This is a genomic window from Pseudonocardia halophobica, from assembly GCF_027922425.1.
In the GTDB taxonomy this organism is placed as follows: domain Bacteria; phylum Actinomycetota; class Actinomycetes; order Mycobacteriales; family Pseudonocardiaceae; genus Pseudonocardia; species Pseudonocardia halophobica.
The window spans coordinates 24,505-46,835 of the sequence record NZ_BSFQ01000013.1 but is presented as its reverse complement, the minus strand read 5'-3'; the positions used below and the strand labels follow the sequence as shown (position 1 = coordinate 46,835).

The following is a 22,331-nucleotide window of genomic DNA, read 5'->3' as shown; positions in this document are numbered from 1 at the left end:
ACGGCGAACCCTACTGCGCACCGGCCGGCGGCTCCGGCATCGTGGTGAAGACGCCGCGCTCCCGCATGCGGGTGAAGAATTCGGGTCGGTAGGCACTGAGCGGGTCGGCGCGCACGGCCTCGTCGAGGATCCGCGCGTCGTCGCCGACCAGGATCCGCCACTGACCGGCCCGGACGCCCTCGAGGATCTCCTTCGCGGCCGACTCCGACGTGGTGGGGGCGTTGGCGCGGAAGTCACGATCGATGTCCCCGACGCCGTCGTCCACCCCGGAACCGTCCTTCGCGCCGAGGTAGGTCATCGAGTTGCGCACCAGCGACGTCCCCACGTACCCGGGCAGTACCACGGACACCCCGACGTGCGGAGCGCGGAGACGCAGGTCGCTGATCAGCGCCTCGCTGAACCCGCGGACCGCGAACTTCGCGGTGCTGTACGCCACGATCGACTCGTTGGGGCTCAGCCCCGCCCAGAAGCCGTTCACGCTGCTGGTGTTCACGATCCGAGCCCGCTCGCTGCGCAGCAGCATCGGCAGGAACGCCCGGACGCCGAGGTAGACACCGCCCCAGTTGACGTTGAAGACCCGTTCCCACTGCTCGCGAGGCTCGGCGACGAAGCTGTACCCGCCCCCGCCGATGCCCGCGTTGTTGAACAGCAGGTCCACGTGGTCAGTCTCGTGCGCGGTGGCGACGTGGTCGCGAAACGCTTCCAGATCGGCCTCGGCGGACACGTCGGCGACGCAGCTGCTGACCCGGGTGCCCGCGGGGGCGTCGGCCCGGGAGCGGGCGACGGCCTCCTCGAGATTGGCCTCCGAGACGTCGCAGACCGCGACGTCACACCCCTCGGCAGCGAGCATCCGGGCCAACTCGGCGCCCATTCCGGCGCCACCGCCCGTGACCACCGCGATCTTGCCCGTGAACGAGTCCATCGGCCCTCCTCCGCCTCCGCTGCCGGCGGGTACGACCGTAGGAACGGGGCCGTGACGTCGACAATGCACCTTGGTGCACTGTGCCGAGCGAGAGCCCGGTTCCTACGTTGGGCGGACCCGACGAAGGGATTGGACTGTGCAGAGCTTCAGGGCCCTGGAGGTCGAGCAAGGCGACGCCGGTTACACGACCCGCCTGGTCGAGCGCACGGACGCCGACCTCCCAGACGGCGACGTGACCGTCGACGTGCGCTGGTCCGACGTCAACTATAAGGACGGGCTGATCATCTCCGGCCGGTTCGACCTGGTCCGCCGCTTCCCGATGACAGCCGGGATCGACCTCGTCGGCACTGTGGCCGAGTCCACGGTGGCGGACTTGCCCACCGGCCTGCTGGTGACGGTGAACGGGCAGGGCCTCAGTACCGACCACCCTGGCGGGTACGCCGAGCGCGCCCGAGTCCCGCACGGGTGGGTCACGCCGGTCCCGGAACCGATCGACGACCTCTCCGCCGCCGCGATCGGCACCGCCGGGTACACCGCGGCGCTCGCCGTCCGCGCGTTGCAGGAGCACCACGTCGAGCCCGGCGGTGGGCCGGTGCTGGTCACCGGTGCCGCGGGCGGAGCGGGCTCAGTGGCGGTGATGCTCCTCGGGGCCCTGGGCTACGAGGTGGTGGCCTCGACCGGTCGCCGCGAGCAGGAGGAGAAGTCGCTGCTGCGGCTCGGCGCCACCACGGTCGTGGACCGCCTCGACCTACTCGAGGCGGGACAGCTGGGCCGCGCGAAGTGGGCGGGTGCAGTCGACACTCTGGGCAGCCGAGCGCTCGCCACTGTGCTGTCCGAGACCCGCTACGGCGGCACGGTCGCCGCAATGGGCATGGCGATGGGCGTGGACCTCCCGGCGTTCGTGGTGCCCTTCATCTCCCGCGGTGTGACCCTGGCCGGGATCGACTCGGTCTACGCACCCGCCGCCGCCCGCCGCTCGGCCTGGGCCCTGCTCGCGGAGCGGCTCGACCTCGCCGTCCTGCGCGAGATCACCGAGATCGTGCCCCTGGCCGAGGCGCCGGAGCGCGGGAACACGGTGCTGGCCGGGCAGGTCCGCGGACGACTCGTCGTCGACGTCCGGGCGTGAACGAGCCTCAGGACGTCGTCGCCGCGCTCTTCGGCACCGCGCAGCGCGTTCCCACGCGGTGCGCGCTGCGGGTCGGCGACCGGGCGTGGTCCTACGCCGAGCTGGCCGGGCTGGTCTCGGCCGCCGCGGTCCGGCTGGCCGCCGCCGGAGCGCGGGCAGGCGATCGGGTACTGCTCGTGGCCCCGACATCGGCGGAGTTCGTGGTCGCCTACCACGGCATCCTCGCCGCGGGCGCCATCGCAGTCACGGTGAACCCGTCGTGCACCGAGATCGAGCTGGGCTACTTCCTCGACGACGCGGACTGCGTGCTCGCGGTGGGCTCACCGAGCGTCGCGGCCACCCTGCGGGCAGCCGCCGGTCCGCGGGACGTGCCGGTCTGGATCCTCGACGACCGCGTCCTGGACGACGGTGGACCTGCGGTCCCGCGCGTGCCCGTCGACGATGTCGCGGTCCTGCTGTACACCTCCGGCACCACCGGGCGCCCCAAGGGGGCAGAGCTCACCCACGCAGGGATCGTGGCCGCCGCCCGCGCCGTCACGCAGGCACTCGACCTGCGCGACGGAGAGCGGATGGGGACCGCCCTTCCGCTCTTCCACGTGTACGGCCAGGTCGTCGTGATGGGGTCCGCGCTGCGATGCGGCGCCACGCTCTCGCTGATGCCGCGGTACGACCCCGGCGCGATGCTGCGGCTGGCCGCGGACCATCGGCTAACCCTGCTCGCCGGCGTCCCGACGATGTGGACGGATGTGCTCGATGCACCCGCCGAAGTCGACAGGGACGACCTGGTCGCGCTGCGCACCGCGTTGTCCGGCGGAGCGCCGCTACCGGAGACGGTCGTACGAGAGCTGTACGACCGGCTCGGCGCCACTGTGTTGGAGGGGTACGGACTCAGCGAAGCCACGGGCGTCGCCACGATGTGCCGGCCCGGCGAGGAGCGCCGCACCGGGAGCGTCGGACGGGCCCTGCCCGGGATCGAGGTGAGCATCGTGGGCGCGGACGGAGTGCCCGCGCCGCCCGGGACGGTGGGCGAGGTCGTCCTCCGCGGCCCCGTCCTGATGCGCGGCTACTGGCGTCGTCCGGAGGCGACGGCCGAGGTGCTGCGAGCGGGCCTGCTGCTCACCGGCGACCTCGGGACCCTCGATCCGGACGGCCACCTGCGGATCGTCGACAGGAAGAAGGACGTCGTCATCCGGGGCGGCTACAACGTGTACCCGCGGGAGATCGAGGAGGTGCTCCACGGGCACCCGGCCGTGCAGGAGGCCGCTGTGATCGGGATCCCGGACGCCCGGCTCGGCGAGGAGGTCGCCGCCGTCGTCGCGGCCCGCCCCGACCACGAGGTGTGCCCTGCGGCGCTCCGCGAGTGGCTGGCTGCACGGCTGGCCGCCTACAAGGTCCCCCGGGTCTACCGCGTCGTCGACGCGCTCCCCCGCGGCACCACCGGCAAGATCCAGAAACGCGGCATCGACCGCAGCGAGGTGGCGGCGCTCGGCGTACGCCCACCACGACCTGCCACACCCGCTTGACCAGCACAAACCGTCCACCTTGGTGCACTGTGCCCGCTCCGGGCCGACGCCTAGCGTGGACCACGCTCCGGAGATACCCCGGGGCGGGACACCGCGATGAGGAGTCGCCCCCATGACACAGGAACGAGCCGTGCCCGCAGCGGAGCGGGTGGGTCTCGACGTCGAGGTGATCGTCGTCGGCGCGGGGTTCGCCGGGCTCTACGCGCTCGCCCGGCTGCGCGAGCTGCGGTTCTCCGTCGTCGTCCTCGAGGCGGGTTCCGACGTCGGTGGCACCTGGTACTGGAACCGGTACCCCGGGCTGCGGTGCGACATCCCGACCACCGACTACAGCTACAGCTGGGACCCCGGGCTCGAGGAGGAGTGGCGGTGGTCGGAGAAGTACGCGACCCAGCCCGAGATCCTCCGCTACCTCTCCCATGTCGCAGATCGCCACGATCTGCGCCGCGACATCCGGTTCGACACCCGCGTCACCGACGCCGCCTGGGACGACACCGCCGCGGTGTGGCGGGTCACCACGGAGCAGGGCGAGGTCCTTGTCGCGCGTCATGTCGTGATGGCCACCGGCGCGCTCTCTGTGCCCAAGCCCGTCGATCTCGCCGGACTGGACGACTTCGCAGGCGAGATCGTGTCGACTGCACGCTGGCCCGAGGAGGGTCTCGACGTCTCCGGGCGGCGGGTGGCCGTTGTCGGTACCGGGTCGTCGGGCGTCCAGCTGATTCCGCTGCTGGCCCGGGACGCGGCCGAGCTGACGGTCTTCCAGCGGACTCCGGCGTTCTCCCTTCCCGCCCGCAACGGGCCGGCCCCCGGGTACCGGCTCCGAATGCTCGCCGAAGATCGGGCGGGGTACCGGGAGGCGGCCCGGAACTCGTCGGGCGGGGTGCCGCTGCGACCTCCGACCGCACGCGCCGAGGACCTCACGCCCGAGCAGCAGCGCGAACGCTGCGAGACCGCCTGGAGTGCGGGCGAGATCTCGGCGCTCAACGAGGTCTTCGCCGACCACCTCACCGATCCCGCAGCGAACGCGGTGCTCGCGGAGTTCCTGCGCGAGAAGATCCGTGCGACGGTCCGCGACCCGCGCACCGCGGAGGCCTTGTGCCCCGAGGGGTTCCCCTTCATGGCCAAGCGCCCCTGCTTCGACACCGGTTACTACGAGACGTTCAACGAGGCCCACGTGCGGCTCGTCGACATCAGGTCGACACCGATCACCCGGGTCGTCGAGCGCGGGATCGAGACCGCCGCCGGGGTCACCGAGGTGGACACCCTGGTGTTCGCCACCGGCTACGACGCGATGACGGGTGCCCTGCTGGCGGTCGACCCGGTGGGCCTCGGCGGACGCACGCTGCGGGAGGCATGGGCCCACGGACCGAGGACCTATCTCGGCCTGATGACCGGCGGGTTCCCGAACCTGTTCATGATCACCGGGCCGGGCAGCCCGTCCGTGCTGTCGAACATGGTCGTCGCGATCGAGCAGCACGTCGGTTGGGTCACCGACTGCCTGGCCGCACTACGCGACGCCGAGCTGGACACGATCGAGCCCACTGAGACCGCCGAGCAGGGCTGGGTCCAGCACGTCAACGACTGCGCGGACATCACGCTCTTCCCCGAAGCGGACTCGTGGTATCTGGGTGCGAATGTGCCCGGTAAGCCGCGGGTGTTCATGCCCTACGTCGGAGGTGTCGGGGTCTACCGGGAGCTGTGCGCCGCCGTCGCCGAGCAGGACTACCTCGGTTTTCGGAGGACCGGGACGGCGGGCGAGCGCTGCTCGGACGGTGTGATCGCCCGGCACCGCCCGGACGTGGCCGCCCTGCTGCGCGAGCTGGTCGGGGCCGGTGGGCCCGACCTCGGCGCGTTGCCCCGGCTCGACGGGCCCGACGGCAGGCGGGCCCTCGCCGCGGCGGCGAGTGGGCGGCGCCTGCCCCCGCAGGTCGCCGAGGTGCGGGACGGCGTGCTGCCCTGGGGACTCCCCTACCGGCTGTTCCGGCCGGAGGGTCCGGGACCGCACCCCGTCGTCGTGCACCTGGTGGGCGAGCCGTGGTCGCTCCCCGAGGCCGGGCCCGAGGCCTTCGCCCGCGATCTCGCCCGACGCGTCGGTGCGCTCGTGGTGTCCACCGCCCCGACCGCAGGCGCCGACCGTCGGCGGGCGACGACCGAGGCCGTCGACGCCGTGCGCTGGATCTCCGCGCGGAGTCCGGAGCTCGGCGGGATCCCCGGTCGGGTCGCCGTGGCGGGCTGGAGCGGGGGCGCCGAGCTCGCCTCGGGCGTCGCCCGTGCCCTACGCGGAGACCCTGCCGGCCCGGTGGCCCAGCTCCTGGTCAATCCGCTCGAGGCGAGCGATGGCGAGCCCGGCGGGCAGGCCCCGGCGATCGTCGTCCTCGCCGAGTTGGACCCCGCCCACGAGGACGGAGCCACCCGCGCCGACGCACTGGTCGAGGCCGGGGTGCCGACCACCACGATCGTCGCCCGCGGCCACGTCCACGCGTCGCTGCCGATCGTCGATCTGCTCTCCGGCGAGGCCGACCGCGACCGCGCGGCTGCTGCGCTGCGCCGCCACCTCGCGCCGCCACGACGAGCCGAAGGAGAACCCATGGAGCACGCCAGGCAGTTCTACATCGGCGGCCGGTGGGTCGACCCGGCCGGCCCTCGCACGCTGCCGGTGGTCGATCCGGCGACTGAGCAGGAGATCGAGACGATCGCGCTCGGCGAGGCCGCGGACGTCGACGCCGCGGTGGCCGCCGCGCGCGGCGCGTTCGAGACCTGGTCTCGTATAGGCGTGGACGAGCGGCTGCGGCTGCTCGACCGGATCACCGAGATCTACGCCAAGCGCGCCGAGGAGATCGGCGAGTCGATCAGCCGGGAGATCGGGGCGCCGCGGGCGCTCGCGGTCGACGTCCAGGCCGCGGTCGGTGTGGTTCACCTCGAGACCACGCGGACAGTGTTGGCGGACTTCGCTTTTGAGCGCAGGCAGGGCTCGACCCTCGTAGTGCACGAGCCGATCGGGGTCTGTGCGCTGATCACCCCGTGGAACTGGCCGATTCACCAGATCGTCCCGAAGGTCGCCGCGGCGCTCGCCACGGGCTGCACCATGGTGCTGAAGCCCTCGGAGCGCGCCCCGCTGAACGCCCTGCTCCTCGCCGAGGTGCTCGACGAGGCCGGGGTTCCTGCGGGCGTGTTCAACCTGGTAAACGGCGACGGGCCGACCGTCGGTGCCGCGCTGGCCGCCCATCCCGGCGTCGACATGGTCTCGTTCACCGGCTCAACGCGGGCAGGTATCGAGGTCGCCCGGGTCGCCGCGCCGACCGTGAAGCGGGTGACCCAGGAGCTCGGCGGCAAGTCGGCGAACATCTTGCTCGACGGGGACGACCTGCCCGCGCTCGTCGCCCGCGACGTCCGGGTCCTGTGTACCAACAGCGGCCAGTCGTGCAACGCACCGACGCGGATGCTGGTCCCGGCGGCCCGGATGGCAGACGTCGTGCGGGCGGCGGCCGACGCGGCGGAGGCCGTGGTCGTCGGGCCGCCCACGGCGAAGGACACGGTGATGGGCCCGCTCGCGTCGGAGACGCAGTTCCGCACGGTGCAGGACTACATCGCACGCGGCATCGCCGAGGGCGCCACCCTCGTTGCGGGCGGGCCCGGCCGTCCGGACGGCCTCGACACCGGCTTCTACGCCCGCCCGACCGTATTCGCCGACGTCGACAACTCGATGACGATCGCCCGCGAGGAGATCTTCGGCCCCGTCCTGGTGCTGATCGGCTACGCCGACGAGGACGAGGCAGTGCGCATCGCCGACGACTCCGACTACGGCCTGTCCGCCTGGGTCTCCGGCGAGCCGGACCGGGCCCGCGCCCTGGCGCGGCGGCTGCGGACCGGCGAGGTGCACGTCAACGGAGCCGACACGGACTTCGGCGCCCCCTACGGCGGGTACCGCCGCTCCGGCAACGGACGGGAGTTCGGCGCTGCCGGGTTCGCCGAGTACCTGGAGACCAAGTCGATCCTCGGCTTCGAGTGACCCGGAGGGCCACCATCATGTCACTGTTCGAGACCTCCGACCGCGCCAAGCGGGTGCACGAGGACCTGCTGGAGTTCATGGACTCCCGGATCTACCCGGCGGAGGCCATGTACGAGGAGCAGATGCGCGCGTCGGGCGATCCGCAGTTCCATCCCCCGGTGCTGGAGGAACTCAAGGCCGAGGCCCGCTGCCGCGGCCTGTGGAACCTCTTCCATCCCCATCCCGACTGGGGGCCGGGCCTGACCAACGCCGAGTACGCCCCGCTGTGCGAGATCATGGGCCGGAGTCCGCGGCTGGCCCCGGAGGCCACCAACTGCTCCGCGCCGGACACCGGAAACATGGAGGTGCTCACCCTCTTCGGCTCGGACGAGCACAAGGAGCGCTACCTCCTCCCGCTGCTCGACGGGACCATTCGCTCCGCGTTCGCCATGACCGAGCCCGCGGTGGCGAGCTCGGACGCCACGAACATCGAGCTGCGGATGGTCCGCCAGGGCGACGAGTACGTGCTCAACGGCCGCAAGTGGTTCGCGTCCAACGCGCTGCACAAGAACTGCCGCGTCCTGATCGTCATGGGCAAGACCGATCCCGACGCGCCGCCGCATCGACAGCAGTCGATGATGGTTGTCCCGATCGACGCGCCCGGCCTGACGCTCGTCCGCGGCCTACCGGTCTTCGGGTACCAGGACCGCGAGGGACACGCGGAGATCCTCTTCGAGGACGTCCGGGTGCCGGTGTCGGACGTGCTGGCCGGTGAGGGCGAGGGCTTCGCCATCAGCCAGGCCAGGCTGGGTCCGGGCCGGATCCATCACTGCATGCGCGCCATCGGCATGGCGGAACGAGCGTTGGAGCTGCTCTGTCGCCGGGCCCTGTCCCGCAGCACGTTCGGGACTCCGGTCGCCGACCGGGCCAACGTGCAGGACTGGATCGCCGAGGCACGCATCGACATCGAAAAGAGCAGATTGCTCACTCTGAAGGCGGCCTGGATGATGGACGAGGTCGGCAACCGCGTCGCCCGCACCGAGATCGCCGCGATCAAGGTCGACGCCCCCGCGACGGCCCTGCGGGTGGTGGACCGGGCGATCCAGGTGCACGGCGCCGCCGGCGTGTCCGACGACGTGCCGCTGGCCGCGTTCTGGGCGCACCTGCGCACCCTGCGGATCGCGGACGGGCCGGACGAGGTGCACAAGCGCACCATCGCCCGCCAGGAGCTCCGCAAGTACGCGGAGCCGACGTGACGGGCGAGCTCGCCGGCCGGGCGGCGATCGTCACCGGGGCCTCCCGGGGGATCGGGCTCGCCACCGCCGCCGCCCTGCGTGCACGGGGTGCGGACGTCGTTCTGACCTCCCGGCGTGCGGAGTCGGTCGCGGAGGCCGCGGCGGGCCTCAACGCCACCGCGCAGGCCGGCGCGGGCACGGCGGTCGGGATCGTGGCGCACGCCTCGGACCAGGCCGCCGCCCGCGCGTGCGTCGAGGAGGCCGTCGAGCGGTTCGGCCGGATCGACGTGCTGGTCAACAACGCCGGGACCAACCCCGCACACGGGCCGGTCACCGCGCAGGACCTGGGCCGGTTCGCCAAGACCTTAGAGGTCAACCTCTGGGCGCCGATCGCGTGGACCGCACTGGTCGCGGAGGCCTGGATGGGCGAACACGGCGGGGCGGTGGTGAACACGGCGTCGATCGGGGGCCTGGTCGTCGAGCCCGACCTGGGCGTCTACAACGCCACCAAGGCCGCTCTGATCCACCTCACCCGCCAGCTGGCGTTCGAGCTCGCGCCGCGGGTGCGGGTCAACGCAGTGGCACCCGGCGTCGTCCGGACCCGGCTCGCCGAGCTGCTGTGGGCCGAGCACGAGGACCGGCTCAGTGCCGCGTTCCCGCTCGGCAGAATCGGTGAGCCCGCCGACGTCGCCGAGGCGATCGCGTTCCTCGCCTCGGACTCCGCTTCGTGGATCACCGGCCAGACCCTGGTGATCGACGGCGGGCAGGGACTGGGCGACGCGAGCGACCGCGAGCCCGCCGGGCGGGCCGGCGATGGGTGAGCCGGGGGTGGACGCCGCCGCGGTCCGGCGCGCCTTGGTCGGACTCGGCCGGGAACCGGTCGGCGAGCTGACCCTGCACAGGGTCGGGCTCGGCCAGTCCAACCTGACCTATCGCGTGACCGACGAGCGGGCCGGCGTCTGGGTGCTGCGGCGCCCACCGCTCGGCGAGCTGCTGGAGTCGGCGCACGACGTGCTCCGCGAGGCCCGGGTTCTCACCGCGCTCGCCGGCACCGGGGTGCCGGTCCCGCAGGTCTTCGGTGTGCTGGAGCCCGGAGCGGTGGGTGCCGACGCTGCGCCCGCGTTCGTCATGTCCTGGGTCGACGGCACGGTCGTCGACCGGATGTCGGTGGCGCGCGATCTCGCCGCCGGGGACCGGCGCGCGCTGGCACTGTCCCTGGTCCGCACGCTCGCCGAGGTCCACCGTGTCGATCTCGGGGCCACTGGTCTCGACGGGCTCGCCACCCGGCGCCCGTACGCGCCGCGGCAGCTCCGGCGTTGGTCGGCGCAGTGGGAGAGCTCCCGCACCACGGCGCTACCCGAGGTCGACGCCCTCACCGAGCGGTTGCACGCCGCCCTGCCCGACGAACACGAGACCACCCTTGTCCACGGGGACTTCCACCTGAGAAACGTGATCACCTCGGCGGACCGGGTCGTCGCCGTGCTGGACTGGGAGCTGAGCACGCTCGGGCACCCGTTGGCCGACCTCGGGTCGCTGTTGGCCTACTGGGCCGAGCCGGGTGAGCAGGGCCTCGACGACTTCCTACCCTCCACGCTCGAGGGCTTCCCGTCGCGCGCCGAGATGGTCGCCGAGTACGCCGCCGCCAGCGGTCGGGACGTCTCCGACATCGGCTTCTGGCACGCGCTCGGGCTGTGGAAGCTGGCGATCATCGCTCAGGGCGTGCTACGCCGCGCCACCGACGACCCGCGCAACCGCGCAACCGAGGGGACCCCGACCACCGAGGGCATCGCCGCCGTCGTCACCCGCGCGATGGCGGTCGCCGACGAGCTGGGTACCGCCCCATCCACCGCCGGCACGAGCCCGGCACGACACCGAGGGATCCGCACGTGACAGACACACCATCCGCCCGGGTCGCGATCGTGACCGGAGCCGCCCGTGGGATCGGGGCCGCCGTAGCAGCCCGACTCGCCGCCGCTGGCCACGCCGTCGGAATCGTGGACCTCGACGCAGAGACGTGCGCCGAGGCCGTCGAGAAGATCCGAGCCAACGGCGGGACGGCGCTGGCCGTGGGCGCGGACGTCGCCGACGAGGAAGCCGTGACCGCCGCCGTCGCGACGGTGGCGGCCGAGCTCGGCCCGCCGACCGTACTGGTCAACAACGCGGGGGTGCTGCGGGACAACCTGCTGTTCAGGATGACCACCGCGGACTGGGACACCGTCATGGGCGTGCACCTGCGCGGCGCGTTCCTGACGAGCCGGGCGGTGCAGGGGTTCATGGTCGAGGCGCGGTACGGCCGCATCGTGAACATGTCGAGCATCTCGGCGCTGGGCAACCGCGGCCAGGCGAACTACTCCGCGGCCAAGGCCGGCCTGCAGGGGCTCACCCGCACCCTGGCGATGGAGCTGGGCCGGTTCGGGATCACGGTGAACGCGATCGCGCCCGGATTCATCGTCACCGACATGACCCGCTCCACCGCGGACCGCATCGGGCTGGACTTCGCGGAGTTCGAGGCGTCGCTCGTGGCGGGCATCCCTGTCGGTCGGGCCGGGGTGCCCGAGGACGTCGCGGCTGCCGCCGAGTACCTCACCGGCCCCGACGCCGGATTCGTGTCCGGCCAGGTGCTCTATGTGGCGGGCGGCGAGCGGACGTGAGGCGCGCGATGATCGTGTCCACGGCGCGTACCCCTATCGGCAGGGCTCACCGCGGCGCCTACCGCGAGACGCAGGCGCAGACCCTGGCCGGACACGTCGTCCGACACGCGGTCGAGCGAGCGGGCGTCGACGGCGGCGAGGTGGAGGACGTGGTGCTGGGCGCGGCACTGCAGCAGGGCTCGACCGGGTTCAACGTTGCCCGCCAGGCCGCCCTCCGGGCCGGGCTACCCGAGACCGTGGCGGGGATGTCCGTGGACCGGCAGTGCGCCTCCGGCCTGATGGCGATCGCGACGGCCGCCAAGCAGGTCGTCGACGACGGCATGCGGATCGTGGTCGGTGGCGGCGTCGAGTCGATCTCGCTGGTGCAGAACGCGCACCAGAACACCCACCGCGCCGAGGACACGTGGCTGCGCGAGCACGTCCCGGACCTGTACCTGCCGATGCTCGACACGGCGGAGATCGTGGCCGAGCGGTACGGCGTGGACCGAGACCGCCAGGACGAGTTCGCCCTGCTGTCCCAGCAACGAACGGCGGCAGCGCAGCAGGCGGGCCGGTTCGACGCCGAGATCGTGCCGTTCGGGGACCTCACGGCGGACGAGGGCAACCGGCCGTCGACCACCCTCGAGGTCCTCGCCGGGCTGAAGCCGGTGCAGGTCGCCGAGCGCTCCGGGGCCACGGTGACCGCGGGCAACGCCTCCCAGTTGTCCGACGGTGCGTCCGCCGCGGTGCTGATGGACGCGAGCGAGGCCGAACGCCGCGGGCTCGAACCGCTCGGCGGCTACCTCGGCATGGCGGTGACCGGCTGCGCCCCCGGCGAGATGGGCATCGGCCCGGTCACCGCGATCCCGCGGCTGCTTGCGCGGCACGGACTGACCGTCGACGACATCGGCCTCTGGGAGATCAACGAGGCGTTCGCCTCCCAGGCCGTGTACTGCCGGGACACCCTCGGGATCGACCCCACGCTGTGCAACGTCGACGGTGGGGCCATCGCCATCGGCCACCCCTACGGCATGTCCGGCGCGCGGATGGTCGGGCACGCGCTGATCGAGGGCAGGCGACGAGGGGTGAAGCACGTCGTCGTCAGCATGTGCATCGGTGGGGGCATGGGCGCCGCGGGACTGTTCGATGTCCACTGACCCCGGCACGGTCACGGTCTCCACCCACGACGACGGGCTGGTCGCGACGGTCCTTCTGGACCGCGCATCGCGGCGGAACGCGCTGGCCCCGGAGCTGCTGCTCGAGCTCGAGGCCGCACTTGAGGAGATCGCCGCCTCCGCGTCGCGCGTCGTCCTGGTCCGGACCGCGGGCACCCGAGCCTTCAGCGTGGGCGCGGACATCACCGCGTTCACCGCGCTCGCGCCCGTGGACATGTGGCGGCGCTGGACGGCCGTCGGGCATCGGGTGTTCGCCCGGTTGGCGGCGCTCCCCCAGCCGACGATCGCGGTGGTCGACGGGCCAGCCCTCGGCGGCGGCCTGGAACTCGCGCTCGCCTGCGACTTCCGCATCGCCCACGCGGCCGCGGAGCTCGGCCTGCCCGAAACAGGGCTCGGGCTCATCCCGGGCTGGGGCGGCACCGAGCGGCTGACCCGGCTCGTCGGACCGTCCCGCGCGAAGGAGATCATTCTGACCCGTCGGCCGGTCGACGCGCGCACGGCGCTGGCCTGGGGTCTCGTCACCCGATCCCCCGTCGATGATCTCGACGCCGAGGTCGACCGCTTCGTCGCCGATCTCCTCGGTTCGGGGCCGCTCGCCCAGCAGGTGGCGAAGCAGCTCGTGGACGCCGCCGTGGGCGGAGCGCCGTCGTCCGTCCTGGAGGCGGTCGCCTGCGGGTTCGTGGCCACCACCGAGGACTTCGCCGAGGGAGTCGGCGCGTTCCTCGACAAGCGGACGCCAGGCTTCCTCGCACGCTAACAGCTCAGCAGACACGACCACCCGAGCGACGATGACGGCGGCGGCCGACCAGCCGGTCGCTCCCAGGCTGCGAGGCAGCTGAGGATCACCGTTCTGGTCACCGCTTACGCCCGATCGCGACCACTGCAGCTGAGCATCGGCCAAGATGGCCAGCTTCGAGGTGTCGCTCGCACCAGCGCGGATGCTCATCAAAACCGGCAGCGGAACACCCGACTCCCCTCCAGCGGGTTCTCGGTTCGAGTCCGAGGCGGTGTACCAGTACTCGCCGGTCAGTGCCTCGTGCGCCGAGATCTGTCAGGTCCTTCAAGATCAAATCGACGCCTTGGTCGACGCAAAACTTGTGAGCCCACGGCGAGGGAGATCGACGACCATGGCCGACGGCGCCGTTGAACACGTCCGTCCCAGGGCGCGACGCCGACGAGGGACAGACCGTTGACGACCGTGCTTAGGAAGTAGAGCGCGATCAGCGTGCCGATGACGTTGTACGTCCCGGGCCGCCAGGTCGTCGCGCCGAGGAAGGCCGCGGCCAGGGCCGGGAGGATGAAGTTGATGCTCCCGACCTGCGGGTCGGCGTTCCCCTGCGCCGCGATCTGCAGCACGCCGGCCACGCCCGCGAGAGCACCGGCGAGCACGAAGCTCAGCATCACGACCCGGCTCACCCGGATGCCGGTGAGGCGCGCGGCCGCAGGTTCGACCCGACCCCCTGCAGGTACCGTCCGTACGGGGTCTGACGCAGGACGAACCACGTCACGACCGCGACGAGCAGCATCAGCACGCACAGCGCCGGCGCGATGGCGACCACGTGACGCTCAGCCGGGTGAGCACCGGGCTGAGCCCACTGCTGATCGGTATGCCGCCGGTGTAGGCGACGACGGCCCCTGGATGACGATCGTGACGCCGAGGGTGCAGATGATCGCCCTACATCGCATGCTCGAGCGCCTCCACCGCAGTCAATCCGGCCGTCGAAGAAGTCGAGCGCCTTACCGACCGCCGCCTCGATCTGGGCCTCGTCCCGCACGTCACACGGCAGACCGATGCACCGGACGCCGCGCTCCTCGACCCCGGCGACGGTCGCCTCCATCATCTCCGGGGTGGCAAATGCGTAGGCCTCCTCGACCGGTTCGGTCACATCGAGTACGGCGATGCTGCAGCCGGCCCTCGGCCAGCGCGAGCACGTGGCTGAGGCCCTGCCCTTTCGCCCCGCCCGTGACGAGCGCGTTCCTGCCTTCGAGTCCCCGCAGTACGGACATCGGTGTCCTTCCTCATTGGTGGTATGCCGGTCCGCCGGGGCGCAGTCGCCGCGTGGATCGCCGACGCGGTGTGCCGATCGCGGCGCTTCGTCTCCGGGCGCGGCGGATGGATCGACCTCGTCTCGGAAGTGAGAGTCTCTCCGACCGTCGGACGGTAACGCCGTGATCGGAGCCACAGCCAATATCGCCTGGCGATAGCGCCCATGACAGGTCGGAATGGCCGCGAGGCCACTGCACACCGGATCCCTGACGTATCTTCGCCGATGCCCTCACGTCGTGATCGAGGCTCACCCATTCTTCGATGAAGGAGTGCAACCGTGCGCGTATTCGTCACCGGCGCCTCAGGCTGGATCGGCTCGGCCGTCGTCCCGGAATTGATCAATGCCGGCCACCAGGTCCTGGGCCTGGCGCGGTCCGACAGCGCAGCGGCCACGCTCGAGACCCACCGAGCGGAAGTGCTGCGTGGCGACATGCGCGACCTCGACCTGCTGCGCGAGGGCGCCCGCAAGACCGACGCGGTGCTGCACCTCGCCTACAACCACGACTTCTCACAGATGGAGCAGGCTGGGCGCGCCGACCGGGATGCCCTCACCGCCTTCGCCGAGGAGCTCGCCGGGTCGGACCGGCCGGTGGTGATCGCCTCCGGTTTGCTCGGCCTGCCGGTCGGTCGTGAAGCCACCGAGGAGGACCTGCACGAGGCACACGAGGGGTTGCCACCGCGGTTCCGTGCCGAGCTCCTCGCCAAGGAGTGGGCGCGGGAGCGGGGCGTCTACACCTCGGTCGTCCGACTCGCCCCCACCGTGCACGGTGTCGGGGACTGGGGCTTCATCACCAGCTACGTCGCCATCGCCCGGCAGCTCGGTACGGCCTTCTACATCGGGGACGGGTCGAACCGGTGGCCCGCGATCAGCCGAGCGGACGCGGCGACGCTCTACCGGCTCTCCATCGAGCGGCCCCGAGCGGGCGCCGTGCTGCACGGTGCTGCCGAGCACGTCGCCTTCCGCGACATCGCCGAGGCCGTCGGTCGCAAGTTGGACCTCCCCGTCGCCTCGTTGGCCCCCGAAGCCGCGCAGGAGAAGTTCGGGGCACTCGCGACCTTCTACGCCCTCGGCGTCGCCGCCTCGACCGCGGCCACCCGGGAGCACTACGGGTGGGAACCGTCCGGCCCCACCCTGCTCCAGGACATCGCCGACGGCGCCTACACCGACTGAGCCACCGGCTCTGCTCGTCCACCACCCCGGCGCCGTGGTCGGTACCGGCCAGGCGTCGTAAGTTGTCCCAGGGCCGGGACCACAACTGCACGGTGCGCCGCTCCGCGACCGGGCCGAGGAGGCCCAGGTGCGAGCGGAGAGCGGGTGACGAGGTGGAGATCAGGCAGTTCGAGTACTTCGCGGCCATCGCCCGCGAGGGCAGCTTCAGTCGAGCTGCTCGAGTACTGCACGTGAGCCAGCCCGCGCTGAGCAAGCAGATCCAGGCGCTGGAGCACGAGCTCGGTGTGCAGCTGCTCATCCGTGATGCGGAAGGCGTGCGCCCGACGGCGGCGGGCGCACGGTTGGACGAGCTGAGCGAGATCCTGCTGGACCTGGTCGCCGGGGTCCCCCAAGCGGTCCGGGCCGCCGCCACCGAGCTCGTCGGCACGGTGACCGTCGGCCTCGCGCCGTCCTTGGCGCCGGTCCTCTCCGACCAGCTCCGCACCGCGCTCGGGGCGGCGCACCCGAAGATGGGCCTGCACATCGTCGAGGCGCCGCCGATGTTCCTGATGGAACGGCTCGAGGCCGGGCGCCTCGACGTCGGCCTGTTCTCCCGCTGGCCGCCGCACGACGAGAACCCGCGCCTGCGCTACACCGACCTGGGGGCCGACGAGGTCGTGCTGGTGGGCACCCCCGAGCTGCTGCGACCCCTCCACAAGGGACCGGTGGAGCCCGCCGCCCTACGCGGGCTTCCCCTGGCCCTGACACCGGGTTACCGCGACCTGTGGCGTCGCATGGATCTCGCGGCGGCACCGGACGACCTCGGGATCGAGATCGACTCCATCCACCTGGTCGAGCGACTCGTCCTGCGTGGCGAGTACGTCTCGGCGCTCCCGGCGTCGTACGTCCAGGACGCCGTTGCGAGCGGCGAGCTCAAGGCGTTGAGCTTCGAGCCGCCGCTGCGCCGCCACGTCGCCGCCGTCACCCGGGCCGGGCGGGGCCCGTCCGCCGCGGCCGAGGCCGTCACCGCGATAGCCCGGGCTCGAATGGCGGAGCTCACCGGACGGTGAGCCCGACGCGCATCGGTCCACCGTTTCCGCCGAGGATGTCGGGTGGCCGCTCACCCCTGGCGGAGGAGGAACCGCTGGATCTTTCCGCTCGGGGTCTTGGGCAGCGTGTCCACGAAATGCACGGCACGCGGGTACGCGTGGCGTGAGTACGTGTCGCGGACCAGGTCCTGCAGCTCGCGGGCGAGCGCCTGCCGCCCAGCGGGTGGCGCGCTCGTCACGACGAAGGCCTCGACGACCTCTCCCCTGACCCCCTCCGGGTCCGGCCTGCCCACCACCGCGACGTCGGTCACGGCGGGGTGGGCGCTGAGCACGCTCTCGACGTCGAACGGGCCGATCCGGTACCCCGAGGCCAGGATGACGTCGTCGTCGCGGGCGGTGAAGGTGAAGTAGCCCTCGTCGTCCACCCGGCCGGTGTCCCCGGTGAGGTACCACCGCCCGCCTCGGGCGAAGCGCTCGGCGGTCTTCTCGGGCTCGCCCTCGTAGCCGCGGAACCAGAACGCCGGGCTGGCGGCGGCCTCGATCGCGATCTGGCCGTCCAAAGTGCCAGCCACGTACCCGGGTAGCGGATGGCCCATCGAGCCGGCCCGGATCGGTCGCGCCACGTCCTCGTGCCAGTGGTTGCCGATAGCCATGCCGAGCTCGGTCTGGCCGTAGTGGTCCCCGATCGGCACACCGAAGGTCGCCCGCCCCCACTCCACCACGTCCGGGGTGAGCGGTTCGCCCGCCGAGGAAGCGCGCCGCAGCGGGATCGGCTCGGTCGACCCCGACCTGCTCATCGCCCGGTACATGGTCGGGGCGCCGGCGAAGGAGGTGACGCCGAAGCGCCTCATTACCGTCGCCGTCGTCTCCGGGGTGAACGCGCCGCGGGCCAGGATGTTGGCGCGACCGCCCACCAGCGGCGCGACGACGCCATAGTAGAGCCCGTAGGCCCAGCCCGGGTCGGCGGCGTTCCACAGCACGTCTTCGGGCCGCACGTCGAGCCCGTAGTGCAGGTAGCTGTGGAAGGCCACCAGCGCCCGGACCGGGACGACGACGCCCTTCGGCTTCCCGGTCGTCCCGCTCGTGTACAGCTCTAGGAAGGCGCCGTCGCCACCGACGGTCTCCGACGTGGCCGCCGGCGCGCTCGTGGCGACGAGCCGGTCGAACCCGGCTCCGGTCTCGAGCACGTCCACGCCGTCGAGCGCGGCGAGCTTCGGCCGCTGCTCGGGCTCGGTCACGACCAGCCGCACCCCGGCGCTCTCCACTCGTACTCGGATCGCCCCGTCGGCGAAGGCCGTGAAGAGCGGTACGTGCACCGCACCGAGCCGCCACAGAGCCATGAGGGTGAGGACCAGCTCCGGGCGCTTCGACAGGAGGACGGCCACCCGCTCCCCGCGCGCCACTCCACGCTCCGCGAGGGCGGTGGCCAGTCGCCGGGACCCGTCGGCCAGCTCGCCGTAGGTCATCGTGGACCCGGCCAGATCCTCGTCCACGAACCGGAACGCGATGCCGTCCGGGTCGTGGCGGTCGCAGAGCAGCGTGGCGACGTTCGCGCCGGGCGAGTCGTACTCGGTCAGCCATCGCGCGACGGTGTCGTCGATGTCGGGCACGGAGGTCCTCCTGAGGTCGGTGATGACGGGCGCCGGTCCCCTCACCGGGGACGCAGGCCCAGGAAGTCGAGGGCGTTGTCCACCTGCGCGGCCCTGCGGGACCCGTCCGGCAGGGCGTCGACGCTGCGCACCGCGTCGAGGAGGTAATCGGGCATGAAGGGGCTGTCGGAGCCCACCAGCAGCCGGTCCGCCCCGAATCGGTGCGCGAGCACCGGCAGCAGTGCCGGGTCCTGGACCAGGGTGTCCACGAAGAGCCGCCGGACCGCAGCGTCCCAGCGCTCGTCGCCACCCGCCGCCGACCGCAGCCGCGGTTCGACCCAGGGGAACGCGCCGCCGCCGTGGGTGAGGGCCACCCGGATGTCCGAATGGCGGTCGAGGACACCCCCGGCGACCAGGGCGAACGCCGGCGCCGCTGCGTCGGTGGGCATACCGAGCCCGATCTCGAGCGGCACCCCGGTGCGACACAGTACCCCGTGTCCGCGCCCCACCGGATGGACGAGGACCGCGGCGCCCGCGTCCGCGCACGCCGCCCAGAGCCCGGCCGTCCGCTCCGCATCGAGCTCGTGGCCGGCCAGCCGGGTGCCGGTCTCCACCCCGCGCAGACCGAGGGCCAGACAGCGCTCGAGCTCGACCCGCGGGTCGGCGCGGTGCAGACAGCCGAGCCCGAGCAGGCGGCCGCCGGACTCGCGGCACGCCTGCGCGATCTGGTCGTTCACCGCGCGCGCGTAGGCGGGGTCGGCCGTCCACGCCCGCTCCATGACCTCCGGTACCGGCGAGATCACCTGGTGGGACAGGCCCACCCGGTCCATCTCGCCCAGCCGGGTGGGCACGTCCCACAGCGCGGTCGGGGCGGGCCGGGCGCCGCCCCGGCCGTCGACGATCCGCGCGGCCCCGCCGTTCACGACGAGCCGCGGCACCTCGGGGAGCTCCGGGAGCCCGGGTCCTAGGTGGTGGGCGTGCACGTCCACCGCCGTGTAGGGCGGGCCACTCACGCGGGCGAGTCCGAGCTCTGCGGCATGGGCGAGATCCGGCCGCCGAGCGCCGTGAGGTCGTCGCCTAGGACGAGGTCGCCGATCCTCACGGGCAGCGCGTCGACCAGCACGAACAGCACCCGGACCGGCTCGTCGCCGCGGGCGACCCAGGAGTGCATGGTGCCGCGCTGGACGAGGACATCGCCCGCGGTGAGCTGGTCCACGACCTCGCCGCTGTCCAGGACCATGTCGAGCCGACCGGAGAGCACGACGGCGACGTCCTGGGTCTCGGTGCGGTGCATGTTGGTGTGCTCGGCCTCGGCCGGGTCGAACTCCGCGATCCGGAACAGCACGCGCGAGCCCTTCGGCCCGGGTGCGCCGTCGTCGAAGTGCTCCTCGTCGTTGTCGGCCGGGATCTGCCCGGTGCACCAGACGACCCGCGCCTCGTACCCCCGCAGCCGCGGCTGCGAGGTGACGATCTCGTCCGACCGGACGACCGCCGTGCCGTCCGCGGCGTGTCCCGTGACCACTCGCCGGAACCGGAAGCTCATGTCCCCCTCCTCAAGCCGCCGCACGGAGCGGGACCACCTCGGTGGCCGGGAGCACGGCCTGCCGGGTCTCCCCCAGCCCCGTCCCGGCCAGGCTCACCACGTCGCCCGGGCGCAGCCAGCGCGCGAAGTCCCCCAGGTCCGGGGTGTCGACGTGCTCCAGCAGACAACCGCCGGGAACGGTCCCCGACCCGATCACCGCCCCCGGTGTGAGGTCCGCACCGCGCGAGACGTAGGCGAGGAGCTCGCCGAACGTCCAGTCCATCTGGCCCAGGGATCCGCGGGTCAGCTCGACACCGTTGACCGACGCCGTCAGCTCGAGCCGCCCGTCGCGGCGAAGCGGCTCGAGCTCGTCGGCGGTGACGAGTGCCGGGCCCAGCGTGATGGCCCCGTCCTTGCTCTTGGCCATCCCGATGCCCTGCGCCATGTCCACGACCTGGTGGTCGCGCGCGGTCCAGTCGTTGTACAGGGTGAAACCCGCGATGTGCTCCTCGGCGCGCTCCGGATGCAGGTCACGTCCGCCGCGCCCGATCACCACCCCAACCTCCAGCTCGAGGTCGAACATCGACGATCCCGGCGAGACCGGCACGTCGTCGTACGGGCCGACGACCGCATCGGCGTTGGCGAAGTAGAAGGCGGGCCTCTGCGACCACACCGCGGGCAGCTCGGTGTCCCGGCCGAGCGCCCGGTAGCACCCGCGGAGGTGATCCAGGAAGCACAGCCCGTCCCGGACGGACGGCGGCCGCCGGAGCGGGGCGAGCAACCGGACGTCGGCCAGGTCGCGGGTCTCGGCGGGCGCGCGCCAGGCGTCCGCACCCGCTTCGACCAGCGCGTCGACCGTTAGAAGGGACTCCAGAGTCGTCCCCGCGGCAAGCCCGCGGACGGACTCCCCGTCGAGCACGCCGGTGCGGACGCCTGCCTCCGCCTCGTAGGTCACCCACCTCATGACGGCTGTCCCTCGCTGCGCGTGGCCTCGGCCGTGACCGCGCGGCGGGCTGCGCGCCGCGACCCAGATAGGTCCGGATCCGTAGGACGGCCACCGAGGCGACCAGGACGAGGACGCACGCGACGAGCACGGTGTACATCGGCGCGCCGAGGCCCACGGTGGCGACCAACCACACCAGGATCAGGTTGAGGAAGCCGCCCAGCACCGCGATGACGACGTTGTACGGCAGCGAGAAGCCCGTCTGCCGGACCTCGGTCGGGAAGATCGACGAGATCATTCCCGGGGCGGCGGCCGGGATCCCGGCCGCCGCCATCGCCGCCGGCAGCGGGATCCAGATCGCGAGCGCGGAGTCCGGGGGCAGCGTGGGCAGCACCAGCAGCAGCAGGACGGCGGTCACCGCGGTGGCCAGGGAGGCCCAGCGCAGCATCCGGCTCCAGCCGTACCGATCCGCGAGGTACCCCCACGCCGGCATGGCCGCCATCGCCGCCGCGATCGCGACCAGGCTCGCAAGCAGCGCCGAGGTCGAGGAGAGGCCGAGGGAGGTCTGCAGGTAGGTGGGCCAGAAGTTGAAGTAGGTGACGTTGACCAGGGTCAACGCGACGGCCACCAGGACCGCGAACAGCACCGCGGGGCGGTGCCGCAGCAGCACCTCGCGCACCGGTGCCGCCGGGCGGTTGTCCTGCTCGACCGTCTCGTTCACGAACGCGGGGGTCTCGTCGATCCGGCGCCGTAGGTAGATCGCCACGACGCCGAGCACGCCGCCCACGAGGAAGGGCAGGCGCCAGGCGAGCGACGGCGTGTCGGGCGTCAGGTGGGTCGCGACGAGACCCGCCACGAACGCCGCACCCGCGCCGAACAGGAACCCGCTGTACGCCGTCATCTGCTGGAAGGCACCCGCCCGCGCGACGCCGTCCGGCCGGGCGTGCTCGGTGACGAAGACCGCGGCCGCGGGGATCTCCCCACCGACCGCGCAGCCCTGCGCCACCCGCAGCAACAACAGGAGGACCGGCGCGGGCCAGCCCACCTGCTCGTAGGTCGGCAGGAGGCCGATGCCCAGCGTGGCCACCGCCATGACCACGACCGTCAGCATGAACAGCTGCTTTCGCCCCACCCGGTCGGCGACCCGCGCAATGAGGATCCCGGCGACCGGCCGGATCAGCAGTCCGGTCGAGTAGATGGCGAGCGTCTGCACCAGCCTCATCGTCGGCGAGAGGTCCGCGGGGAAGAACGCCTGGCCGATCAGGGTCGCGACGTAGAGGTAGACGACGAAGTCGTAGTACTCGAGGGCGGCGCCCAGCGAGCCCAGTCGGATGTTCCGCCTGGCCCGCCGTGCGGCCTCGGTCGCTGATGGTTGCGTCATTGCAGGGGCATCCTCTGTGAGGCGGGCGCCATCGAAGGACGGCGCCCGCTGAGT

The 22,331-nt window shown here is 72.4% G+C and carries 18 protein-coding genes and 1 pseudogene; 11 read left to right on the top strand and 8 right to left on the bottom strand.

The window, feature by feature from the left end; genetic code table 11:
• Nucleotides 1-10 precede the first annotated feature (10 nt).
• Nucleotides 11-922, bottom strand: a complete 912-nt coding sequence (locus PKE99_RS16940) for an SDR family NAD(P)-dependent oxidoreductase (protein WP_051737394.1) — start codon at nucleotides 920-922, stop codon at nucleotides 11-13.
• A 136-nt stretch (nucleotides 923-1,058) separates the two neighbouring features.
• Here PKE99_RS16940 and PKE99_RS16935 point away from each other — a divergent pair, with 136 nt between their 5' ends.
• From PKE99_RS16935 to PKE99_RS16895, 9 genes are all read left to right on the top strand, one after another.
• Nucleotides 1,059-2,048: an acrylyl-CoA reductase family protein gene (locus tag PKE99_RS16935; RefSeq protein ID WP_037045524.1), complete on the top strand. Its 990-nt coding sequence runs from the start codon at nucleotides 1,059-1,061 to the stop codon at nucleotides 2,046-2,048.
• The gene (locus tag PKE99_RS16930) at nucleotides 2,045-3,571 is read left to right on the top strand and encodes an AMP-binding protein (protein ID WP_037045522.1); all 1,527 of its coding nucleotides are present in this window, start codon (nucleotides 2,045-2,047) and stop codon (nucleotides 3,569-3,571) included. The genes PKE99_RS16935 and PKE99_RS16930 overlap by 4 nt, the downstream gene beginning before the upstream one ends.
• A gap of 112 nt (nucleotides 3,572-3,683) precedes the next feature.
• Nucleotides 3,684-7,577, top strand: a complete 3,894-nt coding sequence (locus PKE99_RS16925; RefSeq protein WP_081924124.1) for an aldehyde dehydrogenase family protein — start codon at nucleotides 3,684-3,686, stop codon at nucleotides 7,575-7,577.
• A gap of 17 nt (nucleotides 7,578-7,594) precedes the next feature.
• Nucleotides 7,595-8,812: an acyl-CoA dehydrogenase family protein gene (locus PKE99_RS16920; protein ID WP_037045521.1), complete on the top strand. Its 1,218-nt coding sequence runs from the start codon at nucleotides 7,595-7,597 to the stop codon at nucleotides 8,810-8,812.
• Nucleotides 8,809-9,612 carry an SDR family oxidoreductase gene (locus tag PKE99_RS16915; protein ID WP_037045519.1) on the top strand — a complete coding sequence of 268 codons (804 nt, stop codon included), beginning with the start codon at nucleotides 8,809-8,811 and terminating at the stop codon, nucleotides 9,610-9,612. Before PKE99_RS16920 ends, PKE99_RS16915 begins: the two co-directional genes overlap by 4 nt.
• Nucleotides 9,605-10,681: a phosphotransferase family protein gene (locus PKE99_RS16910; protein ID WP_051737393.1), complete on the top strand. Its 1,077-nt coding sequence runs from the start codon at nucleotides 9,605-9,607 to the stop codon at nucleotides 10,679-10,681. Before PKE99_RS16915 ends, PKE99_RS16910 begins: the two co-directional genes overlap by 8 nt.
• The gene (gene fabG / locus PKE99_RS16905) at nucleotides 10,678-11,442 is read left to right on the top strand and encodes a 3-oxoacyl-ACP reductase FabG (RefSeq protein WP_037045518.1); all 765 of its coding nucleotides are present in this window, start codon (nucleotides 10,678-10,680) and stop codon (nucleotides 11,440-11,442) included. The genes PKE99_RS16910 and fabG overlap by 4 nt, the downstream gene beginning before the upstream one ends.
• A gap of 14 nt (nucleotides 11,443-11,456) precedes the next feature.
• Nucleotides 11,457-12,578, top strand: a complete 1,122-nt coding sequence (locus PKE99_RS16900; RefSeq protein WP_271214886.1) for an acetyl-CoA C-acyltransferase — start codon at nucleotides 11,457-11,459, stop codon at nucleotides 12,576-12,578.
• Nucleotides 12,568-13,353, top strand: coding sequence for an enoyl-CoA hydratase/isomerase family protein (locus PKE99_RS16895; RefSeq protein ID WP_037045515.1), 786 nt, complete (start codon nucleotides 12,568-12,570; stop codon nucleotides 13,351-13,353). Before PKE99_RS16900 ends, PKE99_RS16895 begins: the two co-directional genes overlap by 11 nt.
• A gap of 269 nt (nucleotides 13,354-13,622) precedes the next feature.
• On the opposite strand, the gene PKE99_RS16890 is transcribed toward PKE99_RS16895, so the two are convergent.
• Both PKE99_RS16890 and PKE99_RS16885 read right to left on the bottom strand, forming a co-directional pair.
• A complete protein-coding gene (locus tag PKE99_RS16890) occupies nucleotides 13,623-14,012 on the bottom strand; it encodes an ABC transporter permease subunit (RefSeq protein WP_051737392.1) in 390 nt (129 codons plus the stop codon).
• Nucleotides 14,009-14,482, bottom strand: coding sequence for a hypothetical protein (locus PKE99_RS16885; protein ID WP_197040612.1), 474 nt, complete (start codon nucleotides 14,480-14,482; stop codon nucleotides 14,009-14,011). The genes PKE99_RS16890 and PKE99_RS16885 overlap by 4 nt, the downstream gene beginning before the upstream one ends.
• A 438-nt stretch (nucleotides 14,483-14,920) precedes the next feature.
• Here PKE99_RS16885 and PKE99_RS16880 point away from each other — a divergent pair, with 438 nt between their 5' ends.
• Entirely contained in the window at nucleotides 14,921-15,814 is an 894-nt protein-coding gene (locus tag PKE99_RS16880) for an SDR family oxidoreductase (protein ID WP_037045514.1), read from the top strand.
• A gap of 152 nt (nucleotides 15,815-15,966) precedes the next feature.
• The gene (locus tag PKE99_RS16875) at nucleotides 15,967-16,863 is read left to right on the top strand and encodes a LysR family transcriptional regulator (protein ID WP_051737391.1); all 897 of its coding nucleotides are present in this window, start codon (nucleotides 15,967-15,969) and stop codon (nucleotides 16,861-16,863) included.
• Between the two features lie 50 nt (nucleotides 16,864-16,913).
• Here PKE99_RS16875 and PKE99_RS16870 read toward each other — a convergent pair whose 3' ends face one another.
• From PKE99_RS16870 to PKE99_RS16850, 5 genes and pseudogenes are all read right to left on the bottom strand, one after another.
• The gene (locus tag PKE99_RS16870) at nucleotides 16,914-18,452 is read right to left on the bottom strand and encodes an AMP-binding protein (protein WP_231498200.1); all 1,539 of its coding nucleotides are present in this window, start codon (nucleotides 18,450-18,452) and stop codon (nucleotides 16,914-16,916) included.
• A 41-nt stretch (nucleotides 18,453-18,493) separates the two neighbouring features.
• Nucleotides 18,494-19,444 (bottom strand): amidohydrolase family protein, encoded by a 951-nt coding sequence (locus PKE99_RS16865; RefSeq protein ID WP_051737390.1) that lies wholly within the window; start codon nucleotides 19,442-19,444, stop codon nucleotides 18,494-18,496.
• A complete protein-coding gene (locus tag PKE99_RS16860) occupies nucleotides 19,441-19,974 on the bottom strand; it encodes a cupin domain-containing protein (protein ID WP_051737389.1) in 534 nt (177 codons plus the stop codon). Before PKE99_RS16860 ends, PKE99_RS16865 begins: the two co-directional genes overlap by 4 nt.
• Before the next feature lie 10 nt (nucleotides 19,975-19,984).
• On the bottom strand, nucleotides 19,985-20,917 hold the full coding sequence (locus PKE99_RS16855; protein ID WP_037045512.1) for a fumarylacetoacetate hydrolase family protein: 933 nt from the start codon (nucleotides 20,915-20,917) through the stop codon (nucleotides 19,985-19,987).
• Nucleotides 20,918-21,011: 94 nt separating this feature from the next.
• A pseudogene (locus PKE99_RS16850) lies at nucleotides 21,012-22,277 on the bottom strand (MFS transporter); the annotation flags it as partial.
• Nucleotides 22,278-22,331: the final 54 nt, after the last annotated feature.